The 24,355-nt window shown below is 71.5% G+C and carries 18 protein-coding genes; 12 read left to right on the top strand and 6 right to left on the bottom strand.

Annotated features, from left to right (window positions below):
• Window positions 1-6: 6 nt before the first annotated feature.
• Together xdhB and JOD46_RS07065 are read right to left on the bottom strand one after the other, a co-directional pair.
• Complete coding sequence (gene xdhB / locus JOD46_RS07060) at window positions 7-2,421, bottom strand: xanthine dehydrogenase molybdopterin binding subunit (RefSeq protein ID WP_204392838.1); 2,415 nt, start codon at window positions 2,419-2,421, stop codon at window positions 7-9.
• Window positions 2,418-3,878 (bottom strand): xanthine dehydrogenase small subunit, encoded by a 1,461-nt coding sequence (locus JOD46_RS07065; RefSeq protein ID WP_204392840.1) that lies wholly within the window; start codon window positions 3,876-3,878, stop codon window positions 2,418-2,420. The genes xdhB and JOD46_RS07065 overlap by 4 nt, the downstream gene beginning before the upstream one ends.
• A gap of 125 nt (window positions 3,879-4,003) precedes the next feature.
• Between JOD46_RS07065 and aceB the strand changes: the two genes are divergently transcribed.
• From aceB to JOD46_RS07090, 5 genes are read left to right on the top strand one after another with little or no spacing between them, the layout of a single operon-like run.
• Window positions 4,004-5,602 carry a malate synthase A gene (gene aceB / locus JOD46_RS07070; protein ID WP_204392842.1) on the top strand — a complete coding sequence of 533 codons (1,599 nt, stop codon included), beginning with the start codon at window positions 4,004-4,006 and terminating at the stop codon, window positions 5,600-5,602.
• Window positions 5,599-6,858, top strand: coding sequence for a DUF6986 family protein (locus JOD46_RS07075; protein WP_204392844.1), 1,260 nt, complete (start codon window positions 5,599-5,601; stop codon window positions 6,856-6,858). The genes aceB and JOD46_RS07075 overlap by 4 nt, the downstream gene beginning before the upstream one ends.
• Window positions 6,855-7,715 (top strand): bifunctional allantoicase/(S)-ureidoglycine aminohydrolase, encoded by an 861-nt coding sequence (locus tag JOD46_RS07080; RefSeq protein ID WP_204392846.1) that lies wholly within the window; start codon window positions 6,855-6,857, stop codon window positions 7,713-7,715. Before JOD46_RS07075 ends, JOD46_RS07080 begins: the two co-directional genes overlap by 4 nt.
• An 8-nt stretch (window positions 7,716-7,723) precedes the next feature.
• Window positions 7,724-9,088 carry an allantoinase AllB gene (gene allB, locus JOD46_RS07085; protein WP_204396381.1) on the top strand — a complete coding sequence of 455 codons (1,365 nt, stop codon included), beginning with the start codon at window positions 7,724-7,726 and terminating at the stop codon, window positions 9,086-9,088.
• Window positions 9,089-9,148: 60 nt separating this feature from the next.
• Window positions 9,149-10,426 (top strand): saccharopine dehydrogenase family protein, encoded by a 1,278-nt coding sequence (locus JOD46_RS07090; RefSeq protein WP_204392848.1) that lies wholly within the window; start codon window positions 9,149-9,151, stop codon window positions 10,424-10,426.
• 45 nt (window positions 10,427-10,471) lie between these two features.
• Here JOD46_RS07090 and JOD46_RS07095 read toward each other — a convergent pair whose 3' ends face one another.
• Complete coding sequence (locus JOD46_RS07095) at window positions 10,472-11,752, bottom strand: cyanophycinase (protein WP_204392850.1); 1,281 nt, start codon at window positions 11,750-11,752, stop codon at window positions 10,472-10,474.
• 109 nt (window positions 11,753-11,861) lie between these two features.
• Between JOD46_RS07095 and JOD46_RS07100 the strand changes: the two genes are divergently transcribed.
• On the top strand, window positions 11,862-12,731 hold the full coding sequence (locus tag JOD46_RS07100; protein ID WP_204392852.1) for a hypothetical protein: 870 nt from the start codon (window positions 11,862-11,864) through the stop codon (window positions 12,729-12,731).
• On the opposite strand, the gene JOD46_RS07105 is transcribed toward JOD46_RS07100, so the two are convergent.
• The 3 genes from JOD46_RS07105 to JOD46_RS07115 form a co-directional block, all read right to left on the bottom strand.
• Window positions 12,662-13,756, bottom strand: coding sequence for a LacI family DNA-binding transcriptional regulator (locus JOD46_RS07105; protein ID WP_204392854.1), 1,095 nt, complete (start codon window positions 13,754-13,756; stop codon window positions 12,662-12,664). The two genes, JOD46_RS07100 and JOD46_RS07105, sit on opposite strands and share 70 nt — an antisense overlap.
• A 73-nt stretch (window positions 13,757-13,829) precedes the next feature.
• Window positions 13,830-15,542, bottom strand: a complete 1,713-nt coding sequence (locus JOD46_RS07110) for an IlvD/Edd family dehydratase (RefSeq protein ID WP_204392855.1) — start codon at window positions 15,540-15,542, stop codon at window positions 13,830-13,832.
• 31 nt (window positions 15,543-15,573) lie between these two features.
• Window positions 15,574-16,749, bottom strand: a complete 1,176-nt coding sequence (locus JOD46_RS07115) for a fumarylacetoacetate hydrolase family protein (protein ID WP_239562625.1) — start codon at window positions 16,747-16,749, stop codon at window positions 15,574-15,576.
• A 241-nt stretch (window positions 16,750-16,990) separates the two neighbouring features.
• Between JOD46_RS07115 and JOD46_RS07120 the strand changes: the two genes are divergently transcribed.
• From JOD46_RS07120 to JOD46_RS07145, 6 genes are all read left to right on the top strand, one after another.
• On the top strand, window positions 16,991-18,334 hold the full coding sequence (locus tag JOD46_RS07120; RefSeq protein WP_204392857.1) for an ABC transporter substrate-binding protein: 1,344 nt from the start codon (window positions 16,991-16,993) through the stop codon (window positions 18,332-18,334).
• A 77-nt stretch (window positions 18,335-18,411) separates the two neighbouring features.
• Window positions 18,412-19,356: a carbohydrate ABC transporter permease gene (locus JOD46_RS07125; RefSeq protein WP_204392859.1), complete on the top strand. Its 945-nt coding sequence runs from the start codon at window positions 18,412-18,414 to the stop codon at window positions 19,354-19,356.
• Window positions 19,353-20,234 carry a carbohydrate ABC transporter permease gene (locus tag JOD46_RS07130; RefSeq protein WP_204392861.1) on the top strand — a complete coding sequence of 294 codons (882 nt, stop codon included), beginning with the start codon at window positions 19,353-19,355 and terminating at the stop codon, window positions 20,232-20,234. Before JOD46_RS07125 ends, JOD46_RS07130 begins: the two co-directional genes overlap by 4 nt.
• A gap of 58 nt (window positions 20,235-20,292) precedes the next feature.
• Window positions 20,293-21,804, top strand: coding sequence for an arabinosylfuranosidase ArfA (arfA, locus tag JOD46_RS07135; RefSeq protein ID WP_204392863.1), 1,512 nt, complete (start codon window positions 20,293-20,295; stop codon window positions 21,802-21,804).
• Window positions 21,801-23,189, top strand: coding sequence for a glycoside hydrolase family 5 protein (locus JOD46_RS07140; protein WP_204392865.1), 1,389 nt, complete (start codon window positions 21,801-21,803; stop codon window positions 23,187-23,189). Before arfA ends, JOD46_RS07140 begins: the two co-directional genes overlap by 4 nt.
• Before the next feature lie 72 nt (window positions 23,190-23,261).
• Window positions 23,262-24,290: a LacI family DNA-binding transcriptional regulator gene (locus JOD46_RS07145; RefSeq protein WP_307834946.1), complete on the top strand. Its 1,029-nt coding sequence runs from the start codon at window positions 23,262-23,264 to the stop codon at window positions 24,288-24,290.
• Window positions 24,291-24,355: the final 65 nt, after the last annotated feature.

A 24,355-nucleotide genomic window follows, 5' to 3' on the forward strand; every position in this document is an offset into this window, starting at 1 on the left:
CTCCGATCAGCGGCGCCGCAGCGCCGCGGCCGGCAACCCGGCGAGCTCCGGCGCCGCGGGCGTCGACGGAGCCCCCGGCTCCCCGGTCGCCTCGCGAGCGGCCCGCGCCGCCTCGATCGCCCAGAACACCGCCTCGGGCGTCGCGGGCGAGCCGAGCTCGACGCTGTACCCCTCGGGGCCGAACGCCGCGACCGCCTCGCGGATCGCCTCGCGCACGCTGAACGCGAGCATGAACGGCGGCTCGCCGACGGCCTTCGACCCGTACACGGCGCCGTCCTCGGTCGCGCGTTCGAGGAAGTGCACGTTGAGCTCGTCGGGCAGCTCGGAGAAGCTCGGCAGCTTGTAGGTGCTCGCCGACTGGGTGAGCAGTCGCCCCCGTCCCGGGCCGTCGGAGGTGTCCCAGCGCAGCTCCTCGAGCGCGAGCCATCCGACGCCCTGCATGAACGCGCCCTCGACCTGCCCGAGGTCGATGATCGGCGAGAGCGAGTCGCCGACGTCGTGCACGATGTCGGTGCGGAGGAGTCGCGTCGCGCCCGTGAAGCCGTCGACCTCGACCTCGCTCGCGGCGACGCCGTACGCGAAGTACTTGAACGGATGGCCCTGCATCGCGCCGGGCTCCCAGCCGAGTCCCTCGGTGCGGTAGAAGCCGGCGGCGAACAGCTGGACGCGGTCGGCGTACGCGGCCTCGGCGACCTCGTCGAAGCCGAGCGAGGTGCCGTCGGGGTCGGGCCCCGACACCCGGCCGGCGGCGAACCGGACATCCGCCTCGTCGATGCCGAGCAGCCGCGCGGCGACGGGCGCCATGCGTCCGCGGATCTGGTCGCACGCGTCCTTGACCGCCGCGCCGTTGAGGTCGGCGCCGCTCGATGCGGCGGTCGCCGACGTGTTGGGCACCTTGTCGGTGCGCGTCGGTGCGAGCCGCACGGCCGACATCCGCACGCCGAGCGCCGTCGCGGCGACCTGCAGCATCTTGGTGTGCAGGCCCTGCCCGAGCTCGGTCCCGCCGTGGTTCACGAGCACCGAGCCGTCCTTGTACACGTGCACGAGCGCGCCGGCCTGGTTGTAGGCGGTGAAGGTGAACGAGATGCCGAACTTCACCGGCGTGATCGCGAGCGCGCGCTTGACGTCGGGGTGCGCGTCGTTGAACGCGGCGATCGCGGCGCGTCGCTCGTCGAACCGGCTCTCCGCGCGCACGCGCGCCCACTCCTCGTGCAGTCGCTCGGCATGCCGAACGGGCTGGCCGTACGGCGTCGTCTGGCCGGGGCGGTAGAGGTTGCGCTCGCGAAGCTCGGCCGGATCGATGCCGAGCAGGGGCGCGACGCGACCGAGGATGTCCTCGATCACGAACATGCCCTGCGGACCGCCGAACCCGCGGAACGCGGTCTGCGAGGTCAGGTTGGTCTTCGCGATGCGACCCTGCACGGTGAGGTCGGGGATCCAGTAGGCGTTGTCGACGTGGCAGAGCGCGCGGCCGAGCACGGGCTCGGAGAGGTCGAGGCACCACCCGCCGTTCGAGGTGAGCGTCGCCTCGAGCGCGAGGATGCGGCCCTCCTCGTCGAACCCCGCGCGCCAGGTCGCGTGGAACGGGTGGCGCTTGCCCGTCATCGTGAGGTCCTGCGTGCGCGTGAGGCGCACGCGCACGGGCCGCCCGGTGAGGGTCGCGCCGAGCGCCGCGATCGCGGCGAACCCGTGCGGCTGCATCTCCTTGCCGCCGAACCCGCCGCCGAGCCGCAGCGACTGCACCGTGACGCGGTGGTTGGGCACGCCGAGCACGTGCGCGACGATCTCCTGCGTCTCCGACGGATGCTGCGTGCTCGACTCGACGAACACCTGCCCCTCGGAGTCGACGTGCGCGAGCGAGGCGTGCGTCTCGAGGTAGAAGTGCTCCTGGCCGTTGACCTCGCTGACGCCCTCGAAGACGTGCGGGGCGCCGGCGAGCGCGGCCTGCGCATCGCCGCGGCGGACCGTCGGCGCGATGCCCTGGAACGACCCGGCCTCGATGGCCTCGCCGACCGTGACGATCGAGGGCAGCGGCTCGTACCCGACGCGGACCGCGGCCGCGCCGAGCCGCGCGGCTTCGGGGGTCTCACCGAGGATCCACGCGAGCGCGTGCCCGTGGAACATCGCCTCGGCGGGGAAGAGCGGCTCGTCGTGCTTGGCGCCGGCGTCGTTCTCGCCCGGCACGTCGGCGGCGGTGAGCACGCGGACGACGCCGGGCACCTCGAGCGCGGGGCCGACGTCGAGCGACACCAGCGCATGGGCGTGCTCGGACTGCACGGGCCACGCCGTGAGCACGTCGTGGCGACCCGCGGCGAGGTCGTCGGTGTAGACCGCGGTGCCGGTGGCGTGCCTCGCGGCGCTCTCATGGGGGAGCGCAGCTCCGACCATGGCGCCCTCGGGGCGGGCGGCGAGGTCGCTCATGCGGGCACCACCTCCTCGGGGCGGGCGCTCCGGTAGAGCTTCAGCAGCGATCGGTTCAGCATGAGCGCGCGGTACTCGGCGCTCGCCCGGTGGTCCGACATCGGCGTGCCCTCGGACCCGAGCACGGATGCCGCGTCCCGCACGGTATCGAGGTCCCACCGACGCCCGACCAGCACGGCCTCGGTCGCGCGGGCGCGGATCGGCGTCGCGGCGACGCCGCCGAGCCCGATCCGGGCGGACGCGACGACGCCGTCGGCGCCCACGTCGAGCGCGAACGCGACCGCGACGCTCGAGATGTCGTCGTACCGGCGCTTGGCGACCTTGTGGAACCCGGTGAGCGGGGCGAGCGGCAGCGGGATCCGCACCGCGCGGATGAGCTCGCCGGGGCGGCGCACCGTCGTGCGGTAGCCGGTGAAGTACTCCGCGAGGTCGACCTCGCGCTCGCCGTCGGCCGCGACCAGCACGAGGCGCGCCTCGAGGGCGAGGAGGGCCGGCGCGGCGTCGCCGATGGGCGAGGCCGTGCCGAGGTTGCCGCCGAGCGTCGCGCGGTTGCGGATGAGGGGCGAGGCGAACTGCGGGAGCAGGTCGTCGAGGAGGGGCGCGCGCCCGTCGAGCAGTCGGCCGACCTCGGAGAGGGTCAGGGCCGCGCCGAGTTCGATGCCGGCATCGTCGACCGCGAACGCGCGCAGCTCGGGCAGCCGGTCGATCGCGACCGTGAGCGGTGCGCGCCGCCCGCGGAGGTTGACCTCGACGCCCCAGTCCGTGGAACCCGCGATCACCGTCGCGTCGGGCTCGTCGGCGAGGCGCGCGAGGGCGTCGTCGAGCGAGGCCGGGCGCACGAACCGGGCGCCGCCGGCCTCGAGCGAGGTCGCCACGACGGCGGGTGCGGGATGGCTCCGCCGCTCGGCGAGCGGATCGTCGGCGTCGGGCACCCCGAGCCCCTCGGCCGCGTCGCGGATCGGGCGGTAGCCGGTGCAACGGCAGAGATTGCCGGCGAGCGCGTGCAGGTCGAAGGCGACCGCGTCATCCGTCGGCGCCGCGTCATCCGTCGAGGCATCCGCCCCGCCGGTCGCCCGACCGGCCCGGTAGAACTCGGCCGCCATGCTGCACGCGAACCCGGGCGTGCAGTAGCCGCACTGCGAGCCGCCCGCCGCCGCGAGCGCCGCCTGCACCGGATGCATCGACTCGGGCGTGCCGAGCCCCTCGGCGGTCACGACCTCCTGGCCGTCGAGCGCCGCGGCCGGCACGAGGCACGAGTTCACGGCCGTCCACGCGGTGCCGTCGGCGCCGTCGGGCGTGGCCAGGAGCACCGAGCATGCGCCGCACTCGCCCTCGGCGCACCCCTCCTTCGCGCCGGTCAGGCCCTGCGCGCGCAGCCAGTCGAGCGCCGACGTGTGCGGTGCCACGTCGTGCAGCGACCGCGATCGTCCGTTGACGGTCACCGTCCAGTCGTCCATCGTCGCACCCCCGTCCCGGCGAGTCTACGCCCGCGACTTCGCCCCGGATTCCGTGACGGAGCGACCGGCGTGCGCCAAGATGAGGGCAGCGTGGTGGCATCGACCCGGAGGGGAGCGGGAGCCGCATGACGATCGAGATCCGTGCCGACGACGTCGCGGGCGGCGAGGAGATCCTCACCGGCGAGGCGCTCGCGTTCGTGGAGGAGTTGCACCGTCGGTTCGACGCGCGACGGCGTGAACTGCTGCGGGCACGGCGCGATCGCCGCGAGCGCATCGCGCGCGGCGAGGAGCGGCTCGACTTCCTCGCCGAGACCGCCGAGGTGCGTGCGGGCGAGTGGCGCGTGGCGCCGCCGCCGCCCGCCCTGGCCGACCGCCGCGTCGAGATCACGGGCCCCGCGACACCGGCGAAGATGGCGATCAACGCGCTGAACTCGGGCGCGCGCGTGTGGCTCGCCGACCTCGAGGACGCGTGCAGCCCGACGTGGGCGAACATCGTCGGCAGCATCCGCAACCTGCGCGACGCGGCGCTCGGCGCGCTCGCGCACACCTCGCCCGAGGGCCGGGCGTACGCGCTGCGCGACGACCTCCGTCGCCCGACGGTGGTGACGCGGCCCCGCGGATGGCACCTGCCCGAGAAGCACGTGCTCGTCGACGGCGAGCGCGCCTCGGCGTCGCTCGTCGACCTCGGCCTGCACCTCGTCCACACCGCGCGGCCGCTCCTGGATCGCGGCGACGGGCCCTTCTACTACCTCCCCAAGCTCGAGTCCCACCTGGAGGCCCGGCTGTGGAACGAGGTCTTCGCCTTCGCCGAGGAGCGGATGGCGCTGCCATCCGGCACCATCCGGGCCACGGTGCTCATCGAGACCATCCCGGCGGCGTTCGAGATGGACGAGATCCTCTGGGAGCTGCGCGAGCACGCGTCGGGGCTGAACGCCGGCCGGTGGGACTACCTGTTCAGCATCATCAAGGTCTTCCGCGACGCCGGGCCCGAGTTCGTCGTGCCCGACCGCGCGTCGGTGGCGATGACCGCGCCGTTCATGCGCGCCTACACCGAGCTGCTCGTGCAGACGTGCCATCGCCGCGGTGCCGTCGCGATGGGCGGCATGGCCGCGTTCGTGCCGAACCGCTCCGACCCCGAGGCGACCGCGGTCGCGATCGAGAAGGTCCGCGCCGACAAGGCGCGCGAGGCGGGCGACGGCTTCGACGGCTCGTGGGTCGCGCATCCCGACCTCGTGGCGGTGTGCCGCGAGGTGTTCGACGGCGTGCTCGGCGACCGGCCGAACCAGCTCGACCGGCAGCGACCCGAGGTGCGGGTCGCCGCGGAAGACCTGCTCGATGTCGCCTCCGCCGCCGGCCGGGTGACCGAGGCGGGGCTCCGCACCAACCTCTCGGTCGCGGTCGCGTACGTCGCGGCCTGGCTGGCCGGCAACGGTGCGGTCGCGCTGCACAGCCTCATGGAGGATGCGGCCACCGCCGAGATCTCGCGGTCGCAGGTGTGGCAGCAGCTGCGGCACGACGTCGTCCTCGCCGACTCGGGCCGCCGGCTCACGCCCGAGCTCGTGCGCGAGGTGCTCGACGAGGAGGTCGAGGGGCTCCGGGCCGAGACGACGCCCGAGCGGTTCGCCGCGTTCACCGAACCCGCCGCGCGACTGGTCGCCGAGCTGTGCCTCGCCGACGACTACGCCGACTTCCTGACCCTGCCGGCCTACGAGCTGCTGGAATGACCGCGCGCACCGCCCTCTCGGCCGCCACGCTCGCCGCGATCGAGCACCGCCTCGCCGCGACCGACGAGCTGCTGGCCCGCGCCTACCCGGGAGACGATGGCCGGCGCCAGCCCGTGCACACGGTCTACGTGCCCGCCGACCGGTTCACCCCCGAGCTGACCACGGTCTGGGGTCGCGCCGCCCGTGAGGCCGTCGCCCAGGCGGGGGGCCTCGCCGACCTCGCCGCGTGGATCGGGATGCCCGAGCGCACCGCGGCGGCCGTCGTGCCGCGCGTGCACGACAAGCTCGAGCGCGAGCCGATCGAGGACCTCCGCATCGACTTCGAGGACGGCTACGGCGACCACGGCGACGACGCCGAGGATGCCGACGCGATCCGCGCGGCCCGGCGGGTCCTCGCGGCCGAGGGCGCGGGCTTCGCCCCGCCGATGGTCGGGATCCGATTCAAGAGCTTCGAGGCCGCGACGCGGGCCCGCGGCATCCGGACCCTCGACCTGTTCATCACCACGCTCGTCGAGCACGGCGGGCTGCCGGCGGGTCTCGTGCTGACCCTGCCGAAGGTGTCGACCGTCTCGCAGGTCGAGGCGATGGCCGAGGTGGCCGGCGCGCTCGAACGCGCCCACGGCCTGCCGGAGGGACGGCTGCGGTTCGAGGTGCAGGTCGAGACGCCGCAGCTCGTGCTCGGCGCCGACGGCGACGCGCCGGTCGCGCGCCTCGCGCTCGCCGCGCCGGGGCGGGTGAGCGGGCTGCACTTCGGCACGTACGACTACAGCGCCGCACTCGGCATCGCGGGGCCGTACCAGTCGCTCGACCATCCGGCCGCCGACCACGCGAAGGCGGTCATGCAGGTCGCGGTGGCGGGCACCGGCATCCGACTCTCGGACGGCTCGACCAACGTGCTGCCGGTCGGCGACCGCGCGCCGGCGGCATGGCGCCTGCACGCGCGGCTCGTGCGGCGCTCGCTCGAGCGCGGGTTCCCGCAGGGGTGGGACCTGCACCCCGCCCAGCTGCCGACCCGGTTCCTCGCGACGTACGCATACTTCCGCGACGGCTACCCCGAGGCGAGCGGCCGGCTGCGCGACGTGCACGACCGGCGCACCGGGGGCGTGCTCGACGAACCCGCGACGGTGCGCGCGCTCGCCGGGTTCGTGCGGCGGGGCGCCCAGTGCGGCGCGCTGACCGCGGCGGAGATCGAGGCCGACACCGGGTTCGACGAGCACGCGCTCGCCGGGCTCGCGCGCGTGAGGGAGGGCGCATGAGCTACCACACCCCGGCCGGCGGGCTGCCCGGCCAGTCCGAGCTGCTCACCGACCGGGCGATCGTGACCGAGGCGTACACCGTGATCCCGCGGGGGGTGCTGCGCGACATCGTCACGAGCCGGCTGCCCGGTTTCGAGCGGACCCGGTCGTGGATCCTCGCGCGCCCCATCGCGGGGTTCTCGACGACGTTCGCGCAGCTCATCGTCGAGGTCGCGCCAGGCGGCGGCGCGGAGCGGCCCGAGCGCGAGCCGGGCGTCGAGGGCGTCGTGTTCGTGACCGCGGGAGCGCTCACCGTCCGGCTCGCGGGGGAGCGGCACGTGCTCGAGCCCGGCGGCTACGCCTACCTGGCCGCGGGCGCCGACTGGTCGATCGCGAACGAGGGCGACGCGACGACGAGCTTCCACTGGATCCGCAAGGCGTACGAGCCGCTCGACGACGTGGCGCCGCCGGCGTCGTTCGTCACGAGCGACGCGGCCGTGTCGCCCCAGCCCATGCCCGGCACCGGCGGCGCGTGGGCGACCTCGCGGTTCGTCGACCCCGACGACCTCGCGCACGACATGCACGTGAACATCGTGACCTTCCAGCCGGGCGGGGTGATCCCGTTCGCGGAGACGCACGTCATGGAGCACGGGCTCTACGTGCTCGAGGGCAAGGGCGTGTACCGGCTCAACGGCGACTGGGTCGAGGTCGAGGCGGGCGACTTCATGTGGCTGCGGGCGTTCTGCCCGCAGGCCTGCTACGCGGGCGGGCCGGGGCCGTTCCGGTACCTGCTGTACAAGGACGTGAACCGGCAGGTGCGGCTCACCGACCCCGCGGGCGGCCCGGCCGGCGGGCGCGCCGCGAGCCGGTGGGGGTGAGCGGGCGGATGCCGACGGGCGAGTCGGACGGCGCGGCCGGCTCCTCGTTCGACCTCGTGGTGGCCGGCGCGCGCGTGCTCGTCGCGGGCGCGTTCACGCCGGCCGAGGTCGGCGTGCGCGACGGACGCGTCGCCGCGATCGAGCCGCTCGGTGCGGGCCTGGCCGGCGAGCGGATGGCGCGGCTCGGCGACGACGAGGTGCTGCTCCCGGGGCTCGTCGACACGCACGTGCACGTGAACGAGCCGGGGCGCACCGAGTGGGAGGGCTTCCGCACCGCGACGCGCGCGGCCGCCGCGGGCGGCGTCACGTCGATCGTCGACATGCCGCTGAACAGCATCCCGCCGACCGTCTCGGTCGCCGCCCTGGAGGAGAAGCGGCGCGCGGCCGCCGCGGCCGGGCTCGCGGTCGACGTCGGGTTCTGGGGCGGGATCGTGCCGGGTGGCCTGCGCGAGCTGCGGCCGCTCGCGGCCGACGGCGTGTTCGGGTTCAAGTGCTTCCTGGTCGACTCCGGCGTGCCCGAGTTCCCGCCCGTGACCGCGGCCGAGCTCGAGGCCGCGATGGCGGTGCTCGCCGAGCTGGGACTGCCGGTGATCGTGCACGCCGAGGACGCGGGCGTGATCGGCGAGGCGCCGCATCCGCACAGCCGCCGGTACGCCGACTTCCTCGCCTCGCGGCCGGATGCGGCGGAGCGCACGGCGGTCGAGCACGTGATCGAGGCCGCGCGGCGCACGGGCGCGCACGCGCACATCCTGCACCTGGCCTCGGCCGAGGCGCTGCCGCCGATCGCCGCGGCGCGTCGCGAGGGGGTTCGGATCACCGCGGAGACGTGCCCGCACTACCTGGCGCTCACGTCCGAGGACGTGCCCGACGGTGCGACCGCCTACAAGTGCTGCCCGCCCATCCGCGACGCGGCGAACCGCGACGCCCTCTGGCGCGGGCTGGAGGACGGCACGATCGACCTCGTGGTCTCCGACCACTCGCCGGCGCCGGCGTCGATGAAGCTCGCCGGCGGCGGCGACTTCGCCGAGGCGTGGGGCGGCATCGCCTCGCTGCAGCTCGGGCTGCCGGTGGTGTGGACCGAGGCGCGGCGTCGCGGCATCCCACTCGAGCGCGTCGTCGAGTGGATGGCGACCGCGCCCGCGCGCACGCTCGGCGTGCCCGCCAAGGGTGAGATCGTGGTCGGCGGCGCGGCTGATCTCGTCGCGTTCGCCCCCGACGCCGAGTGGCGAGTGGATGCCGCGCGGCTCGAGCACCGCCATCCGATCACGCCCTACGACGGGCGCACCGTCGCGGGAGCGGTGCGCGGCGTGTGGCTCGCGGGTGCGGCCCTCGACTCGACCGCGCCCACGGGGCGGTTGCTGCGCGCCGGATGACGCGCGCGACGCTTGCTATCCATCTGGACAATTCGCTCCAGGGCGGCTACCGTACCCACCATGCGAATCCTCCTCGTCGGCGCCGGAGGCGTCGGAGACGCCATCGCCAAGATCGCCGCGCGCCGCGACTTCTTCGAGCTCATCGTCGTCAGCGACTACGACGAGTCCCGCGCTCGCCGCACCGTCGACTGGATCGCCGCGAAGCACGGCGACGACGTCGCGGCCCGCTTCGCCACCGCGCAGATCGACGCGAGCGACCCCGAGGTCGTGGCCGCCGTCGCGCGCGCCCACGGCGCCACGCACGTCATGAACGCGGTCGAGCCGAAGTTCGTGCCGTCGATCTTCCGCGGCGCGCTCGCCGCCGCGGCCGACTACCTCGACATGGCCATGAGCCTGTCGGAACCGCACCCCACCGACCCCTACGCCGAGACCGGCGTGAAGCTCGGCGACGACCAGTTCGCCCAGGCCGACGACTGGGAGAAGGCCGGGCGCCTCGCCCTCGTGGGCATGGGCGTCGAGCCCGGCCTCTCCGACGTGTTCGCGCGCTACGCCGCCGACCACCTCTTCAGCGAGATCGACGAGCTCGGCACGCGCGACGGCGCGAACCTCGTCGTGCGCGACGAGCACGGCAACGAGATCTTCGCGCCCAGCTTCTCCATCTGGACCACGATCGAGGAGTGCCTGAACCCGCCGGTCGTGTGGGAGAAGGAGCGGGGCTGGTACACGACGCCGCCGTTCAGCGAACCCGAGGTGTTCGAGTTCCCCGAGGGCATCGGACCGGTCGAGTGCGTGAACGTCGAGCACGAGGAGGTGCTCCTCATGCCGCGCTGGGTCGACGCGAAGCGCGTGACGTTCAAGTACGGCCTCGGCGACGAGTTCATCGGCGTCCTCAAGACCCTCAACCTGCTCGGTCTCGACAAGACGGCGCCGATCCGCGTGCGCAGCGCGAACGGCCCCGTCGAGGTCGCCCCGCGCGACGTCGTCGCGGCCGCGCTGCCCGACCCCGCGACGATCGGTCCTCGCATGACCGGCAAGACGTGCGCGGGCCTCTGGGTGACCGGCACGGGCGTCGACGGTGCGCCGCGCGAGGTCTACCTGTACCACGTCAGCGACAACGAGTGGACCATGCGAGAGTACGAGGCCCAGTGCGTCGTGTGGCAGACCGCGCTGAACCCCGTCATCGCGCTCGAGCTGCTCGCGACCGGGGCCTGGCAGGGCGCGGGCGTGCTCGGGCCCGAGGCGTTCGACGCGCAGCCCTTCCTCGACCTCATGGCGCGCGCCGAGGCCGACGGCGGCTACGGCCAGGCGTGGGGCATGGAGGACCGGCTCGCGCGCTGAGGATGCCGGGGTGCCGCGGCCCCTGCGCCGCGGCACCCCAGCGGCTCACTCCGGGATGAACGAGATCTCGAGCGACTCGAAGCCGCCCGTCGACCACCACCTGGTCGCCGCGACGCGGTCGAGGTAGGTGCGGTACCGCGGGTTGCGCTCCCACGTCGTGCCCTGCGCGACCGAGGCCGAGCTGGCCACGAGCGACTTCGCCTGCGTCACCATCGAGTACGTGCCGCCCGACCCGTTCGGCGAGTCCCAGATGTCGCGCTTCACCCCCGGCCCGGTACCCGTTCCCGCACCCGTGCGCTTCGCGGCGCCGGCCGTCACGGCGAGCGTGGCGAAGTCGATGCGGTCGCCGTCGACCAGGTAGCTCCAGCGCACGCCCTCGGCGCGCGTGCCGACGATGTCGGCCGGGTACAGGTCGAGCACCGAGACGCCGTGCACGCCGATCACCTCGCCCACGCGCGTGGCGCGGTCGTAGACGAGGGCCGTGGTCTCGTCGACGCCGACCGCGAGGTCGTGGCCCGTCTCATCGGCGAGGGCGATGAGCCGTGCCTGGCGCCCCCACGTGCCGAAGTGGCTGTCGAGCAGGGCCTCGTCGAAGAACCCGAAGCCGCCGTACGGCAGGTACGTGAGGTCGTCGGCGCCGATCCCCGTGCCGGCATACGCCCCGTATCGCCACGCCTCGTAGGATTCACCGCCCGTGACCATGTCGGCGCCCTGCTGGATCGTCTGGCCCGCGCTCGAGCCCGCGACGACGCCGCCCGCGTCGAGCACGCTGCGGACGGCGCCGAGCACCGGCGTGTCGGTGCAGCTCGTGAACGCGCCCGACGGCGCGGGTGCGCAGTCGAGCAGCGACTGCACGTAGCGCGACTGGTCCCCGCCGGAGAGGAACACGCCGGTCGACGCCCGCACCTCGGCGGCGACGGCCGCGCTGTCGGCGTTCGCGGGCACGTAGGGGTCGCCCGCGTAGTCCACCGAGATGTCGACGGGCACCCGGTAGGTGTCGGCGCCGAATCGAGCGAACAGGTCGGCGTAGTAGAGCCCGTTGGCGGCGGCATTGCTCGCGGTCGGGTCGGATGCCTCGGCAGCGGACGTCGCGGGCACCGAGGCCGCGGTCACGATGGCGATGCGGGCGCGGGCCGGTCCGGATCCGTCGGGGTCGGCGTCGCGGACGATGCGCTGCAGGATCTGCGCGTTCTCGTTCAGCGCGCCGCCGATCAGGATCAGGTTGCCCTGCGGTCCGGCGGCGACGGCCGGGGCGGCGGCGCCGATCGATGCGACCAGCATGGCGGTCGCGGCGACGGTCGTGGCGATGGCTCGGGGGATCTGCATGGAGCTCCTCTCGTCGTTGAGTGGTCGTCACAGTACAAGAACCGTTACAAATGCGATAGATGGAATATCTGTGACATCCGTGCGAGCCGATGCAGTAGTGTCCGAGATCATGACGGATGACGCGCTCGGTCCCAGCGCGTCGGCGACGACCCGGGCGCGCGAGGTCGCCGACGAGGCCGACCGGGCGGCGGGCGTCGTCACGCGCGAGGCGCGGCCCGATGAGCTCGCGGGCGCGCTCGCGCGCTTCGACGCGACGTGGGGTCCGGGTCGCACGGTCGACCTGGCATCACTGCGAGCGATCGCGCACGCCGGCAACACCGTGCTGGTCGCGGTGCCCGCGCGCGGACGGGGGGGTGCCGCAATCGACCCGGCCGCGCCGGATGCGCCGCCGCTCGGAGCTGCCCTCGGCTTCCTCGGCTGGGCGGGCGGGCTGCACGTGCACTCGCACATGAACGCCGTCGACCCGCGGGCGCGCGGACGCGGCATCGGCGTCGCGCTGAAGCTGCGGCAGCGCGCGACCTGCCTCGAGCACGGCATCGACGAGGTGCGCTGGACCTACGATCCGCTCATCCGCCGCAACGCGCGCATGAACCTCGTGCGCCTCGGCGCCGAGGTGCTGGCGTACCGCCCCGACTTCTACGGCGAGCTGCGCGATGCGATCTCGGCCGGCGACCGCAGCGACCGGTTCGAGGTGCGGTGGCGGCTCACCTCGCCGCGCGTGGCGCGGGCACTCGCGCGGCTGCCGCAGCCCGAGTGGCACGCCGAGGGCGGGCTGCCGCTCGACGCCGACTTCGAGGGCCTGCGCGCGAGCGAGCCGGCCGAGGCCGCGGCCCTGCGCGACGCCTCGCGGGTGGCATTCGCGGTGCTCGCCGACGGCCGGCTCCGGCCCGAGCTCGACGCGGCGGGCGACTACGTGTTCACGGCGGACGAGCCGGACCGAGCGCCCGACACGTCGGCGCCTGCGCCGCCCGCCTCGTGAGGCGATGAGGCCCCGACCGTGGATTCGCGCACCACGATCCGGAAGTCGGGCTTCATCTGGCGCGGGGGCCGTCGCTCGCCCTTCTCCTGGATGCGCTCGAGGAGCATGTCGACCGCCATCTCCGCGATCTGGTCTCGTCCCGGGTCGACGCTCGAGAGCGACGGCACCGAGAAGCGCGACTCGTCGATGTTGTCGAAGGCGATGACGGCGACATCCTCGGGCACGCGCAGCTCGGCCTCGCCGAGCGCGCGCAGCACGCCGAGGCCGAGCGTGTCGTTGAGCGCGAACACGGCATCGAACGGCACGCCCTCGTCGATCATCCGCCAGGTCGCAGCGGCGCCGGTCTCGCGGTTCCATGGCTGGGCGACGCGGATCAGTCGCGGATCCTCGGCGACACCCGCTGCGTGGAGCGCCTGCCGATATCCGTCCAGGCGCAGCGATCCCGAGCTCGCCCCCGCGTCGCCCGCCGGTGGCGCGCCGATCAGGGCGATGCGAGTGCGTCCGAGGTCGAGCAGGTGCTCCACGGCGGCGCGAGCGGAGGACACGTTGTGCATCGTCACGTGGTCCGTCGGGCCCCCGAAGATCCGCTCTCCCAGGAGGACGAGCGGAATCGGCACGTCGAGCGCATCGGCGTCGGCCTGGGCGAGGCTGACCGGGCTGAACAGCAATCCGTCGGTGAGATGGAGCCTGCCGCCCGACAGGGACTGCAACTCCTTCTCGCGGTCGCCGTTCGTCTGCTCGATGAGCACGCTGAGCCCGCGCCGCTCGGCCGCCCTGATGACGGCATCGGCGAGTTCCGCGAAGTAGTTCTCACGAAGGGCCGGCACGGCGAGGCCGATCACGCCGGTCCGTCCGGAGCGCAGCCCACGCGCCGAGACGTTGGGGCGGTAGCCGAGCTCGCGGATGGCACTGAGCACCCGTTCGCGTGTCTGCGGCCGCACGTGGGGATAGTCGTTGACCACGTTGGAGACGGTCTTGATCGACACGCCGGCCACGCGCGCGACGTCGTGCAGCGTGGCCCCCAAGTCGACGCCTCCGTCCTGCTTCGCGTCTCAGCGCCACTGTACCCCAGCGATGATGCTCGGCCCGTGCAGCGCGTCAGTGGGATTCGCGTGCCACCTGAGGCCCGCTCGACCCGACCAGGAAGTCGAGGTCCGCCCCCGTGTCGGCCTGCAGCACGTGCTCGACGTACAGCTTCTCCCAGCCCCGGGCCGGCGCGGCGAAGGCGTTCGAGGTCGCGTCGGGCATGCGACGGCGCTGGAGTTCCTCGTCGGCCACCAGCAGCTCCAGCCGACGGCCGGGAACGTCGAGGAGGATCTCGTCGCCGTCCTGGACCAGCCCGAGCGGACCGCCCGCGGCCGCCTCCGGGCTCACGTGCAGCACGACCGTGCCGTACGCCGTGCCGCTCATCCGACCGTCGCAGATGCGCACCATGTCCCGCACCCCCTGCTCGAGCAGCTTCCGCGGCAGCGGCATGTTCGCCACCTCGGGCATGCCGGGATACCCGCGAGGGCCGCAGCCCCGCAGCACCAGGACGGACGAGGCATCCACGGGCAGGTCCGGGTCGTCGATGCGGGCGTGCAGGTCCTCGACCGAGTCGAAGACCACCGCGCGACCGCGGTGCTCGAGGAGCTGCGGGCTCGCCGCAGCCGGCTTGATGATCGCGCCGGTCGGTGCGAGGTTGCCGCGCAGCACCGCGATGCCGGCGTCGTCGAGCAGCGGCTCGGCCCTCGACGAGATCACGTCGTGATCCCAGATCTCCTGGTCGTCGAGGTACTCGACGAGGGGACGCCCCGTCACCGTGATCGCGGTGGGGTCGAGGAGATCGCGCACCTGGTCGAGCACCGCGAGCAGCCCGCCGGCGCGGAAGAAGTCCTCCATGAGGTAGCGCCCCGCAGGCTGCAGGTTCACGAGGAGCGGGACCTCTGCCGCGATGCGATCGAAGTCGTCGAGCGTGAGCTCGATGCCGAGGCGCCCGGCGATGGCGAGCAGGTGCACGACCGCGTTCGTCGAGCCGCCGATCGCCGCGAGGGTCACGATCGCGTTGTGGAACGAGGCCCTCGAGATGGTCGTGCTGGGGGTGCGCCCCTCGGCCACCATCTCCACGATGAGCCGGCCGGTCTCGTGGGCGGCCTCCAGGAGACGACTGTCGGGTGCGGGCGTCCCCGCGATGCCCGGCAGGGTGGTGCCGAGGGCCTCGGCGAGCAGCCCCATGGTCGAGGCGGTGCCCATGGTGTTGCAGTGCCCCCGGCTTCGGATCATGGATGACTCGGAGCGTTCGAACAGCGTCTCGGAGAGCGTCCCGGCACGCACCTCCTCGCTGAGCTTCCACACGTCGGTGCCGCAGCCGAGGGGCACGCCGCGGAAGGTGCCGTTCAGCATCGGGCCCCCCGGGACCACGACGGCCGGGATGTCGACGGAGGCGGCGGCCATGAGCAACGCGGGAATGGTCTTGTCGCACCCTCCGAGCAGTACGACGCCGTCGATCGGGTTGGCCCGGAGCATCTCCTCGATGGCCATCGCCGCCATGTTCCGCCACAACATGGCGGTGGGTCGCACCTGCGTCTCGCCGAGCGAGACGACGGGCAGGTTGAGCGGGACTCCGCCCGCCTCTGCGACCCCCAGCTTGACGCTCTGCGCGACCTCGTCGAGGTGGGAGTTGCACGGCGTGAGATCCGACGCGGTGTTCGCGATCGCGATCTGCGGCCGGTCGAAGGCATCGCCGGGGATCCCGCGCCTCATCCACGCTCGGTGGAGGTAGGCGTTGCGGTCATCCCCGCCGTACCACTGGGAACTGCGTCGTTCGTTCATCGCTCCTCGTGCTTCCGATGGTGGATCAGGGTCAGGGTCTCGGGTGCTCTGCGGTGAGCGCCGCCATCAGCGCCCGGATGCCGAACGTCCACGGCTCGAGTTCCTCGCTGACGCCGACGGTGTTCACGAGCGACCCCAGGGAGGGACTCGAGATGGTGACCCGGTCGCCGACACGGTGGGTGAACCCGTGACCCGTCTGGTCGCGGTCCTGCACCGGCGCGAAGACCGTGCCGGTGAACAGCGCGAAGCCGTCGGGATACTGGTGGTGATCGCCGAAAGCGGCGGAGATCAGCTCCTCGAACGGCCGGCTGATCCGATCGAGCGCGCTGGCTCCCTCGAGCACGAAGCCGTCCTCTCCCTCGATCCGAAGGCCGATGGTCTCGGTCCGCAGTCGTTCGAGGCCGAAGCGTTCGTCGAAGAGCCGCAGGAACGGCCCGACGGCGCACGAGCCGTTGTTGTCCTTCGCGGCCCCCAGCAGCAACGCGCTGCGCCCCTCGAGGTCGCGCAGGTTCACGTCATTGCCGAGCGTCGCTGCCACCGGTATGCCGCTCGAGTCCATGACGAGCACCAACTCGGGTTCCGGGTTGTTCCACTGCGATCGCTCCAGCACGCCGATCCGGGCGCCGAAGCCGACCGACGAGAGCACCGGCGCCTTGGTGAACACCTCGGGATCCGGTCCGATGCCGACCTCGAGATACTGGGACCACATGCCCTCGGCGATGAGCGCTCGCTTCAGCTCGAGCGCCTCGGGCGAGCCGGGACGGACGCGATCGAGCGCCGTGCCCACGGACACGGCCATGCGCGCTCGGATCGCCTCGGCGGCGGCGGGGTCGCCGGCGGCCTGCTCCTCGATGACCCGCTCGAGGAGCGAATCGGCGAAGGTGACGCCGCACGCCTTGATCACCTGCAGGTCGATGGGGGCGAGCAAGCGCGGCCGTGCCGGATCGCGCTCGAGTGACGCGTCGACCACGTCGGCGATCGGCCAGGTCTGCGCGGCCCGAGCGTTCGCGAGGGCCGTCGGCGCATCCGGGATCTCCAGCAGATGCGAGACGGTCGGCGCGAGCGACGACACGTCGACGAGCACGTCGTCGCGCAGCACGGCGACGATCGGCGCCGCCCGGGCAGGGTCGATGATCCGCGCGATGAGGATGGCCGCCTCGGCATCGTGCGGGAGGATTCCGGGGACCGGATGCATCGTTCTCCTCATGGTCGTGGGTCCTCTCCCTTCCATCGGTCCCGTCATCGCGCCCCGGGGCCGCTTCCGGAAGTTTCGGCCACCCCCTTGACAACTTCCGATGGGAGGAGGACGCTGTGTGCAACGTTGGAAGTACAACGTTGTATATCCAGATCGTAACCTCCCCACCAGGCTCCCCGCCACGGTCCGGACCGATTCCGCATCTGGGTACGAGCACCGACAAGGATGTCCACGCTTCCGAAAGGGAACCCCAGTGAACACGAAGCACCTGCTGGCCGCGACGGCCACGCTCGTTCTCGCCGGCTCGCTCGCCGCATGCACCCCGGGCGGCGACAACGGCAACGACGATGCGAACTGCACCAACAAGATCCCCAAGGCCGACCTGCCCGTGGTGACGATGTGGGCCTGGTACCCCAACATGGAACTCGTCGTCGACAACTTCAACGAGCAGAACGACGAGGTCCAGGTCTGCTGGACGAACGCCGGCGCCGGCGGAGACGAGTACGACAAGTTCCAGACGGCGGTCTCCGCGGGCAGCGGGGCGCCCGATGTGGTCATGCTCGAAGCGGACCGGATCCCGACCTTCCAGGCGCAGAACGCGCTCGTGGAACTGAACGACCTCGGCTACCAGGACGTCAAGGAGAACTTCAGCGACGGCGCCTGGAAGGACGTGTCCGTCGGCGACGGCGTCTACGGCGCGCCCGTCGACGGCGGCCCCATGGGCATGATCTACCGCAAGGACATCTTCGACCAGTATGGGATCATGCCCCCGACCACCTGGGACGAGTACGAGGCCGCGGCGCAGAAGGTGAAGGATGCCGGGGGACCGTTCTTCGGCGATCTCGGTGCCAATGTCCCCGCGGTGATGATGGCGCTGCAGTACCAGAACGGTGCGCAGCCGTTCACCTACGACGCGGCATCTCCTGAGAACATCGGCATCAAGCTCAATGACGACGCCTCCAAGGAGGTGCTCGACTACTGGGCCGGGCTGTCGTCGAAGGGTCTGGTCGGCAAGCAGGACCAGTTCACGCCGGAGTACATCTCGGGAGTCATCGGCGGCGAGTACGCGACCTACCTCTCCGCGGCGTGGGCACCCGGATACCTGCAGGGCGCGGGCGTGGGCGAGGGCGCCGACGAAGGCGTGTGGGCGACCGCCCCGCTGCCGCAGTGGGACCCGGCCAACCCGGTCTCGGTGAACTGGGGCGGCTCCGCCTTCTCGGTGACCGAGCAGGCGGATGATCCGGGTCTCGCCGCCAAGGTCGCGTTCGGTGTCTACGCCGACGACGCCTCACTCGAGGACGGCTGGAAGAACCAGATCATCTTCCCGCTCAACGTCAACGTGCTCGAGGACCCGGCGTTCCAGGACTACGAGGTCCCGTTCTTCGGCGGCCAGCAGGCGAACAAGGAGGTGTACGTGCCGGCGGCCAAGGCCTACACGGGCATGACCTACACGCCGATCGGCCAGTACTACTACTCCGCGTTCACCGAGCAGCTCGCTGCCATCAACGACGGTTCCACCAGCGGGTCGGAGGCCGCCGACGCCCTCCAGAAGGATGTCGAGGGCTACGCGAAAGAACAGGGCTACACGGTCGAATGACGTGACCGTCGCGGGCCGGTCCGCACAGCGGACCGGCCCGTCCCCTTCCGTTCACCCACCGATCCGGAGACATTCCCATGACCGTCGATCTCATCGAAGAGGCCGCCGCCCCACCGGCACGAGCCCGACGCTCGCGCAGGAGGAGCGACGTCCGCCGCAACGTCACCGGGTGGGCCTTCGTCGGCCCATTCGCCGTCGTCTTCATCGCGCTGTTGGTCGCGCCGCTGATGTACGCGCTGTACCTCAGTCTCTTCCAGAAGTCGATCGTCGGAGGGACCCGCTTCGTCCTCTTCGGCAATTACCTCAAGGCGTTCACCGACCCCAGCTTCCTCGACGGCGTCTGGTTCGTGATCAGCTTCTCCCTCGTCCTGATCCCGCTGCAGATGGCGATCTCACTCGCGATGGCACTGATCCTCGACCTGGTCACGACGTCGTTCGCCCGGTTCTCGAGGCTGATGATCTTCCTGCCCTACGCGATCCCCGCGGTGATCGGTGCACTGATGTGGGGCTTCCTGTACAGCAGGAACTTCGGGCCCATCGCCGACTTCTTCCAGGCCTTCGGGGCGAAAGGACCGGATCTGCTCAGTTCGGACCTGATCTTCTACGGCCTGCTCAACATCGTGACCTGGCAGTGGGCCGGCTACTACATGATCATCCTCTACGCCGCCTTGCAGGGCATCGACCCCACCCTCTACGAGGCGGCTCGCATCGACGGCGCCTCCCAGTGGCAGATCGTCCTCCGGATCAAGATCCCGCTGGTGGCCCCCGCGCTGGTGCTGATCCTGGTGTTCGCGCTGATCGGCACCCTGCAGTTCTTCAACGAACCCAAGATCCTCCAGCAACTCGCCGCCGGGGCGATCCCGGACGACTTCACACCCAACATGTACGCGTACCAGCAGGCCTTCACCCTGGCGAACTACAACTACGGCTCGGCCATCTCGTTCGCCCTCGGTGCGGTCGTCTTCATCTGCGTCTACATCTTCATGTTCACGACCCGCAAGCGAGGGAGCTTCCTCTCATGAGCACCAGCATCACTCGCGGGCCGCGTCGTCAGACGCGCTACGTGTCGCTCCAGGTCGTCCTCGGCATCCTGATGGTCTACTTCCTGGTCCCCTTCTGGTGGGTCATCGTGAACAGCTCGAAGACCTCGGCCGGGCTGTTCGGCGGTGGAAGCGCCCTCTGGTTCGCGGACGACATCGACTACCTGGGCAACCTCCAGCAGCTCTTCACCTACGGCGGAGGCATCTACGTCCAGTGGCTGATCAACTCGGCCATGTACGCGCTGGTCGGAGGCATCGGCGCCACCGCGCTGGCCGTGCTCGCCGGCTACGGCTTCGCGAAGTACCAGTTCGGAGGTCGGCGGTTCAGCTTCGCCGTGCTGCTCGGTGCGGTCATGGTGCCGGCGACCGCACTCGTCATCCCGACCTTCGTCCTCTTCGCCCAAGCAGGACTCACGAACACCATCTGGGCGGTCATCCTGCCGACGCTCCTCAACCCGTTCGGCGTGTACCTGATGGCGGTCTATGCCCGTGATGCCGTGCCGGACGAGCTCCTCGACGCCGCCCGCGTCGATGGTGCCGGGGAGTTCCGGGTCTTCCTGCAGGTCGCGCTCCCGATGCTCCGGCCGGCGATCGTCACCGTGCTGCTCCTGTCGGTCGTGTCATCGTGGAACAACTACTTCCTGCCGCTCGCCATGCTGTCGGACAACCGCCTCTTCCCCGTGACGGTGGGCATCGGACTCTGGCAGGCGACGGCGTCGACCTACGGGGCCGCGGGTGGGGAGAGTCTGTGGAGCATCATCATCCTCGGATCGCTGGTCTCGGTGATCCCGCTGATCATCGCGTTCCTGACCCTGCAGAAGTACTGGCAGGGTGGCCTGTCGATCGGCAGCCTCAAGTGATCGCGGCGGACAGCGCGCGGAATACGAACGACCACCTCCGAGACAGGCAATGAGGAACATGAATCGAGCACATCTCACGATCGACCCCCACTTCGTCGTCGGACCGGTGAACCGCCGGCTGTTCGGCTCCTTCGTGGAACATCTGGGTCGTTGCGTGTACGACGGCATCTACGAACCCGGCCACCCGAGCGCCGACGACGAGGGATACCGCACCGACGTCATCGAACTCGTCCGGGAGCTCGGCGTCTCCACGATCCGCTACCCGGGCGGCAACTTCGTCTCGGGGTACCGCTGGGAGGATGGCGTGGGGCCGCGTGACCAGCGGCCACGCCGACTCGACCTCGCCTGGCATTCCACCGAGACCAACCAGGTCGGCCTGGACGAGTTCGCGTCGTGGCTGCGCAAGGTCGGCAGCGAGCTCATGTACGCCGTCAACCTCGGCACGCGCGGCGTGCAGGAGGCGCTCGACGTCCTCGAGTACGCGAACATCCGCTCGGGCACCGTCCTGAGCGATCGACGCATCGCCAACGGCACCCCGGAGCCGCACGACATCCGGATGTGGTGCCTCGGCAACGAGATGGACGGGCCATGGCAGCTCGGCCACGGCACGGCCGAGGAGTACGGCCGGCTCGCCTCGAAGACGGCCCGCGCCATGCGCCAGATCGACCCCGAACTCGAACTCGTCGCGTGCGGCAGCTCGAGCGCCCACATGCCGACGTTCGGCCAGTGGGAACGCGTCGTCCTCGAGGAGACGTACGACGACGTCGACTACATCTCCTGCCACGCGTACTACGAGCCCAAGGGAGGCGACTACGGCAGCTTCCTCGCGTCCGCCGTCGACATGGACCGGTTCATCGACTCGGTCGTCGCCACGGCCGACCACGTCAAGGCCGTCCGGGGCAGCGAGAAGACCATGTACATCTCGTTCGACGAGTGGAACGTGTGGTACCTGTCGCGGTACGACGAGGTCGACCGGATCACCGACATCCACGACTGGCCCGTCGCGCCGCGCCTGCTCGAGGATGTGTACTCCGTCGTCGACGCGGTCGTCTTCGGGAACCTCCTCATCTCGCTCATCCGCCACGCTGACCGTGTGACGTCGGCCTCGCTCGCACAGCTCGTGAACGTGATCGCCCCGATCATGACCGAGCCGGGCGGGCCCGCCTGGCGGCAGACCACGTACTACCCCTTCTCGGTCACCTCCGCGCTGGCCAGGGGCGAGACGCTCGAGTTGAGGCTCGACTGCCCGACGTACCGGACGGAGCTCTACGGCGACGTGCCCATCGTCGACGCCGTGGCGACGCACGACCGGGAGACGGGCGACACGGCGGTGTTCCTCGTGAACCGCAGCCTGGATGACGAGGTCGAGGTCGAGATCGACACGAGCATCCTCGGCGACGTCTCGGTGCGCTCCTTCCGCACCCTCCACGACCAGGACATCCACGCGGCCAACACGCGCGACCAGCCCGAGCGCGTGGGCCTGACCGAGCACCGCACGACCGGAACGAGCGAGGGCACGGTCACCGTGACCCTTCCTCCCGTCTCGTGGTCGGCGCTGACGCTCGCATGAACGCCGACACCGTCCTGCGCGTCGAGGGGACGCGCATCGTCTCCGGTGAGACGCCGATCGTCCTGACCGGACTCGGCCTCGGCGGCTGGATGAACATGGAGAACTTCATCACCGGGTACCCGGCGACGGAGTCGCAACAGCGACGGGCGCTGCGACGCGTGCTCGGCGCCGACGGGTACCGCAGGTTCTTCGATCGGTTCCTGTCGGTCTTCTTCACCGATGCGGATGCGGCCTTCCTGCGCAGCCTCGGCCTGAACTCCGTGCGAGTGCCGTTCAACTACCGGCACTTCGAGGATGACGACGCACCCTTCGTGATCAAGCAGGAGGGGTTCCGGCTGCTGGACTCGGTCGTCGACGCCTGCGCGAGGCACGGCATCCACACCATCCTCGACCTGCACGCCCTCCCCGGCGCGCAGAACCAGCACTGGCACAGCGACAACCCCACCCAGTGGGCGCACTTCTGGAGCCAGCGGCAGTTCCAGGACCGGGTCGTGAACCTGTGGGAGCACCTGGCCGAGCACTATCGCGGGAATCCGTGGGTCGCGGGATACAACCCCGTCAACGAGCCCGCCGACGCCCACGGTGACGCGATCCGGCCGTTCTACGAGCGACTCGAAGCGGCGATCCGCGCGGTCGACCCCGACCACATCCTGTTCCTGGACGGCAATCGCTACTCGACGCAGTTCGACCAACTCGGCGACCCGATGCCGAACTGCGTGTACACGGCGCACGACTACGCCGTTCCCGGGTTCGTCGACGGCGGCCCCTATCCCGGCGTGAGCCGCGGGCGATACGTCGACCGCGACCAGGTCGAGGAGACGTTCCTCGAGCGCACCGCGTACATGCGGGAGACCGGCACGCCGATCTGGGTCGGCGAGTTCGGTCCCGTCTACACCGGCGATCCGGAACGGGACGCACAGCGCTATCGGCTCCTGGAGGATCAGCTCGAGATCTACCGCCGGCACGATGCGAGCTGGGCGCTCTGGACCTACAAGGACATCGGACTCCAGGGGCTGGTGCACGCCGACCCTGCATCGCCGTACCTCCGGCGCCTCGGACCCGTGCTCGAGAAGAAGGCGCGGCTGGGAGTCGACTCATGGGGATCGACCGACGAGGGGATCCGGCACGTGCTCGAGCCGATCGAGGAGCTCTTCGAGACCGAGTTCCCCGATTTCCAGCCGTATCCGTGGGGGGCTCGGCGGTGGATCCACGGGCACATCCGGCATGTGATGCTCGCCGAGGCGATGGTCGACGAGTTCGCGGGGGCGTTCGAGGGCGTCGACCCCGACGAGGCCGAGCGGCTCGCCGAGGCCTTCGCGTTCGATGCGGCGCAGGTCCGGGAGCCGCTCGCCGCCATCCTTCGCCGCGCCGTCGCGCGGGGGTGAACCGGGTGGCCCGCCCGCCATCGCGCACCGTCTCGAGGCGCAGGCGGCCGTGCCATCCCGAGGTTGCTCGCCGTGGCCGCTGAACGACGGGTCACGCTCGCCTTCCTCGCTGCACAGGCCGGGGTCTCGCTCACCACGATCTCGAAGGTGCTGAACGGGCACCCGGATGTCGCTGCCGACACGCGCTCCCGCGTCGAGGACCTCCTCCGTCGCAGCGGATATCGACGCCGAGGGAGCGGACGCCGCAGCACCGCGGTCGAGCTCGTCCTTCCGGATCTGCATGGCGCGCTCTCCCTGGAGCTGATCGACGGTGTCAGGGAGGGCGCGTCCGCCTCCGGCCACTCGCTGACGCTGACCGTCGCCGGTGATGCGGGCGTCCCCGACGGTTCCTGGCTCGATGCGCTCCTCGAGCGACGGCCGGCCGCAGTGATCGTCTACGCGGGCGTCGCCCCATCTGCACGCGAGATGCTCCGGTCCCGGGGCGTCCCCGTGGTCGTCCTGGAGCCGGCCGACGCGCCGGAGCCGGGGATCCCGGCGATGGGCGTCGCGCACTGGTCGGCCGCGGTCACCGCGACACGTCACCTCATCGGGCTCGGGCATCGTCGTATCGCGGCGATCAGCGGTCCCGAGTCGGTCGTCGGATCGCACGCCCGTCTCGACGGGTTCCGCTCGGCGATGCACCTGGCCGGCCTGTCGGTCCCGGATGGCTGGGCCCGCTTCGATCACACCGATGCCGCGGCGGGGGAGCGGGCGGCACTCGAACTGCTCGCCTCGTCGCTTCGACCCACGGCGATCCTCGCGGGGAGCGACATGCAGGCGCTCGGCGTGCTGAACGCCGTCCGAGGGCTCGGCCTCCGGATCCCCGAGGACGTGTCCCTCGTGGGGTACGACGACGAGCCGGTCTCGTCCTCGTCGTCTCCGCGGCTCACGACCGTCCACCAGCCGCTGCGTGAGCTGGGCCTCGCCGCCGCCCGCCTGGCGCTCCGGCTCGACGAGGATCTCGCCGCCGAGGCGACCAGGGTGGACTTCGCCGCCACGTTGGTGCTCCGCGACTCGACTGGGCCGCCTCCACCTGAGTACAACGTTGGAAATTCTCCTTGACAGCGGCGCGCGAGACGGTCCAGCATGTGGGCGAGGCCGGATTTACGACGTTGTAAATCGGGGGC

Source organism: Agromyces aurantiacus (assembly GCF_016907355.1).
GTDB classification, from domain to species: Bacteria; Actinomycetota; Actinomycetes; order Actinomycetales; family Microbacteriaceae; genus Agromyces; species Agromyces aurantiacus.

What these genes read in the sequence shown, in the direction of transcription:
- JOD46_RS07110 (WP_204392855.1), bottom strand. Translation starts at nt 15,542, where the DNA reads ATGAACGAACGACGCAGTTCCCAGTGGTACGGCGGGGATGACCGCAAC.
- JOD46_RS07115 (WP_239562625.1), bottom strand. Translation starts at nt 16,749, where the DNA reads ATGAGGAGAACGATGCATCCGGTCCCCGGAATCCTCCCGCACGATGCC.
- JOD46_RS07140 (WP_204392865.1), top strand. Translation starts at nt 21,801, where the DNA reads ATGAACGCCGACACCGTCCTGCGCGTCGAGGGGACGCGCATCGTCTCC.
- xdhB (WP_204392838.1), bottom strand. Translation starts at nt 2,421, where the DNA reads ATGAGCGACCTCGCCGCCCGCCCCGAGGGCGCCATGGTCGGAGCTGCG.
- aceB (WP_204392842.1), top strand. Translation starts at nt 4,004, where the DNA reads ATGACGATCGAGATCCGTGCCGACGACGTCGCGGGCGGCGAGGAGATC.
- arfA (WP_204392863.1), top strand. Translation starts at nt 20,293, where the DNA reads ATGAATCGAGCACATCTCACGATCGACCCCCACTTCGTCGTCGGACCG.
- JOD46_RS07075 (WP_204392844.1), top strand. Translation starts at nt 5,599, where the DNA reads ATGACCGCGCGCACCGCCCTCTCGGCCGCCACGCTCGCCGCGATCGAG.
- JOD46_RS07080 (WP_204392846.1), top strand. Translation starts at nt 6,855, where the DNA reads ATGAGCTACCACACCCCGGCCGGCGGGCTGCCCGGCCAGTCCGAGCTG.
- JOD46_RS07100 (WP_204392852.1), top strand. Translation starts at nt 11,862, where the DNA reads ATGACGGATGACGCGCTCGGTCCCAGCGCGTCGGCGACGACCCGGGCG.
- JOD46_RS07125 (WP_204392859.1), top strand. Translation starts at nt 18,412, where the DNA reads ATGACCGTCGATCTCATCGAAGAGGCCGCCGCCCCACCGGCACGAGCC.
- JOD46_RS07095 (WP_204392850.1), bottom strand. Translation starts at nt 11,752, where the DNA reads ATGCAGATCCCCCGAGCCATCGCCACGACCGTCGCCGCGACCGCCATG.
- JOD46_RS07065 (WP_204392840.1), bottom strand. Translation starts at nt 3,878, where the DNA reads ATGGACGACTGGACGGTGACCGTCAACGGACGATCGCGGTCGCTGCAC.
- JOD46_RS07130 (WP_204392861.1), top strand. Translation starts at nt 19,353, where the DNA reads ATGAGCACCAGCATCACTCGCGGGCCGCGTCGTCAGACGCGCTACGTG.
- JOD46_RS07090 (WP_204392848.1), top strand. Translation starts at nt 9,149, where the DNA reads ATGCGAATCCTCCTCGTCGGCGCCGGAGGCGTCGGAGACGCCATCGCC.
- allB (WP_204396381.1), top strand. Translation starts at nt 7,724, where the DNA reads ATGCCGACGGGCGAGTCGGACGGCGCGGCCGGCTCCTCGTTCGACCTC.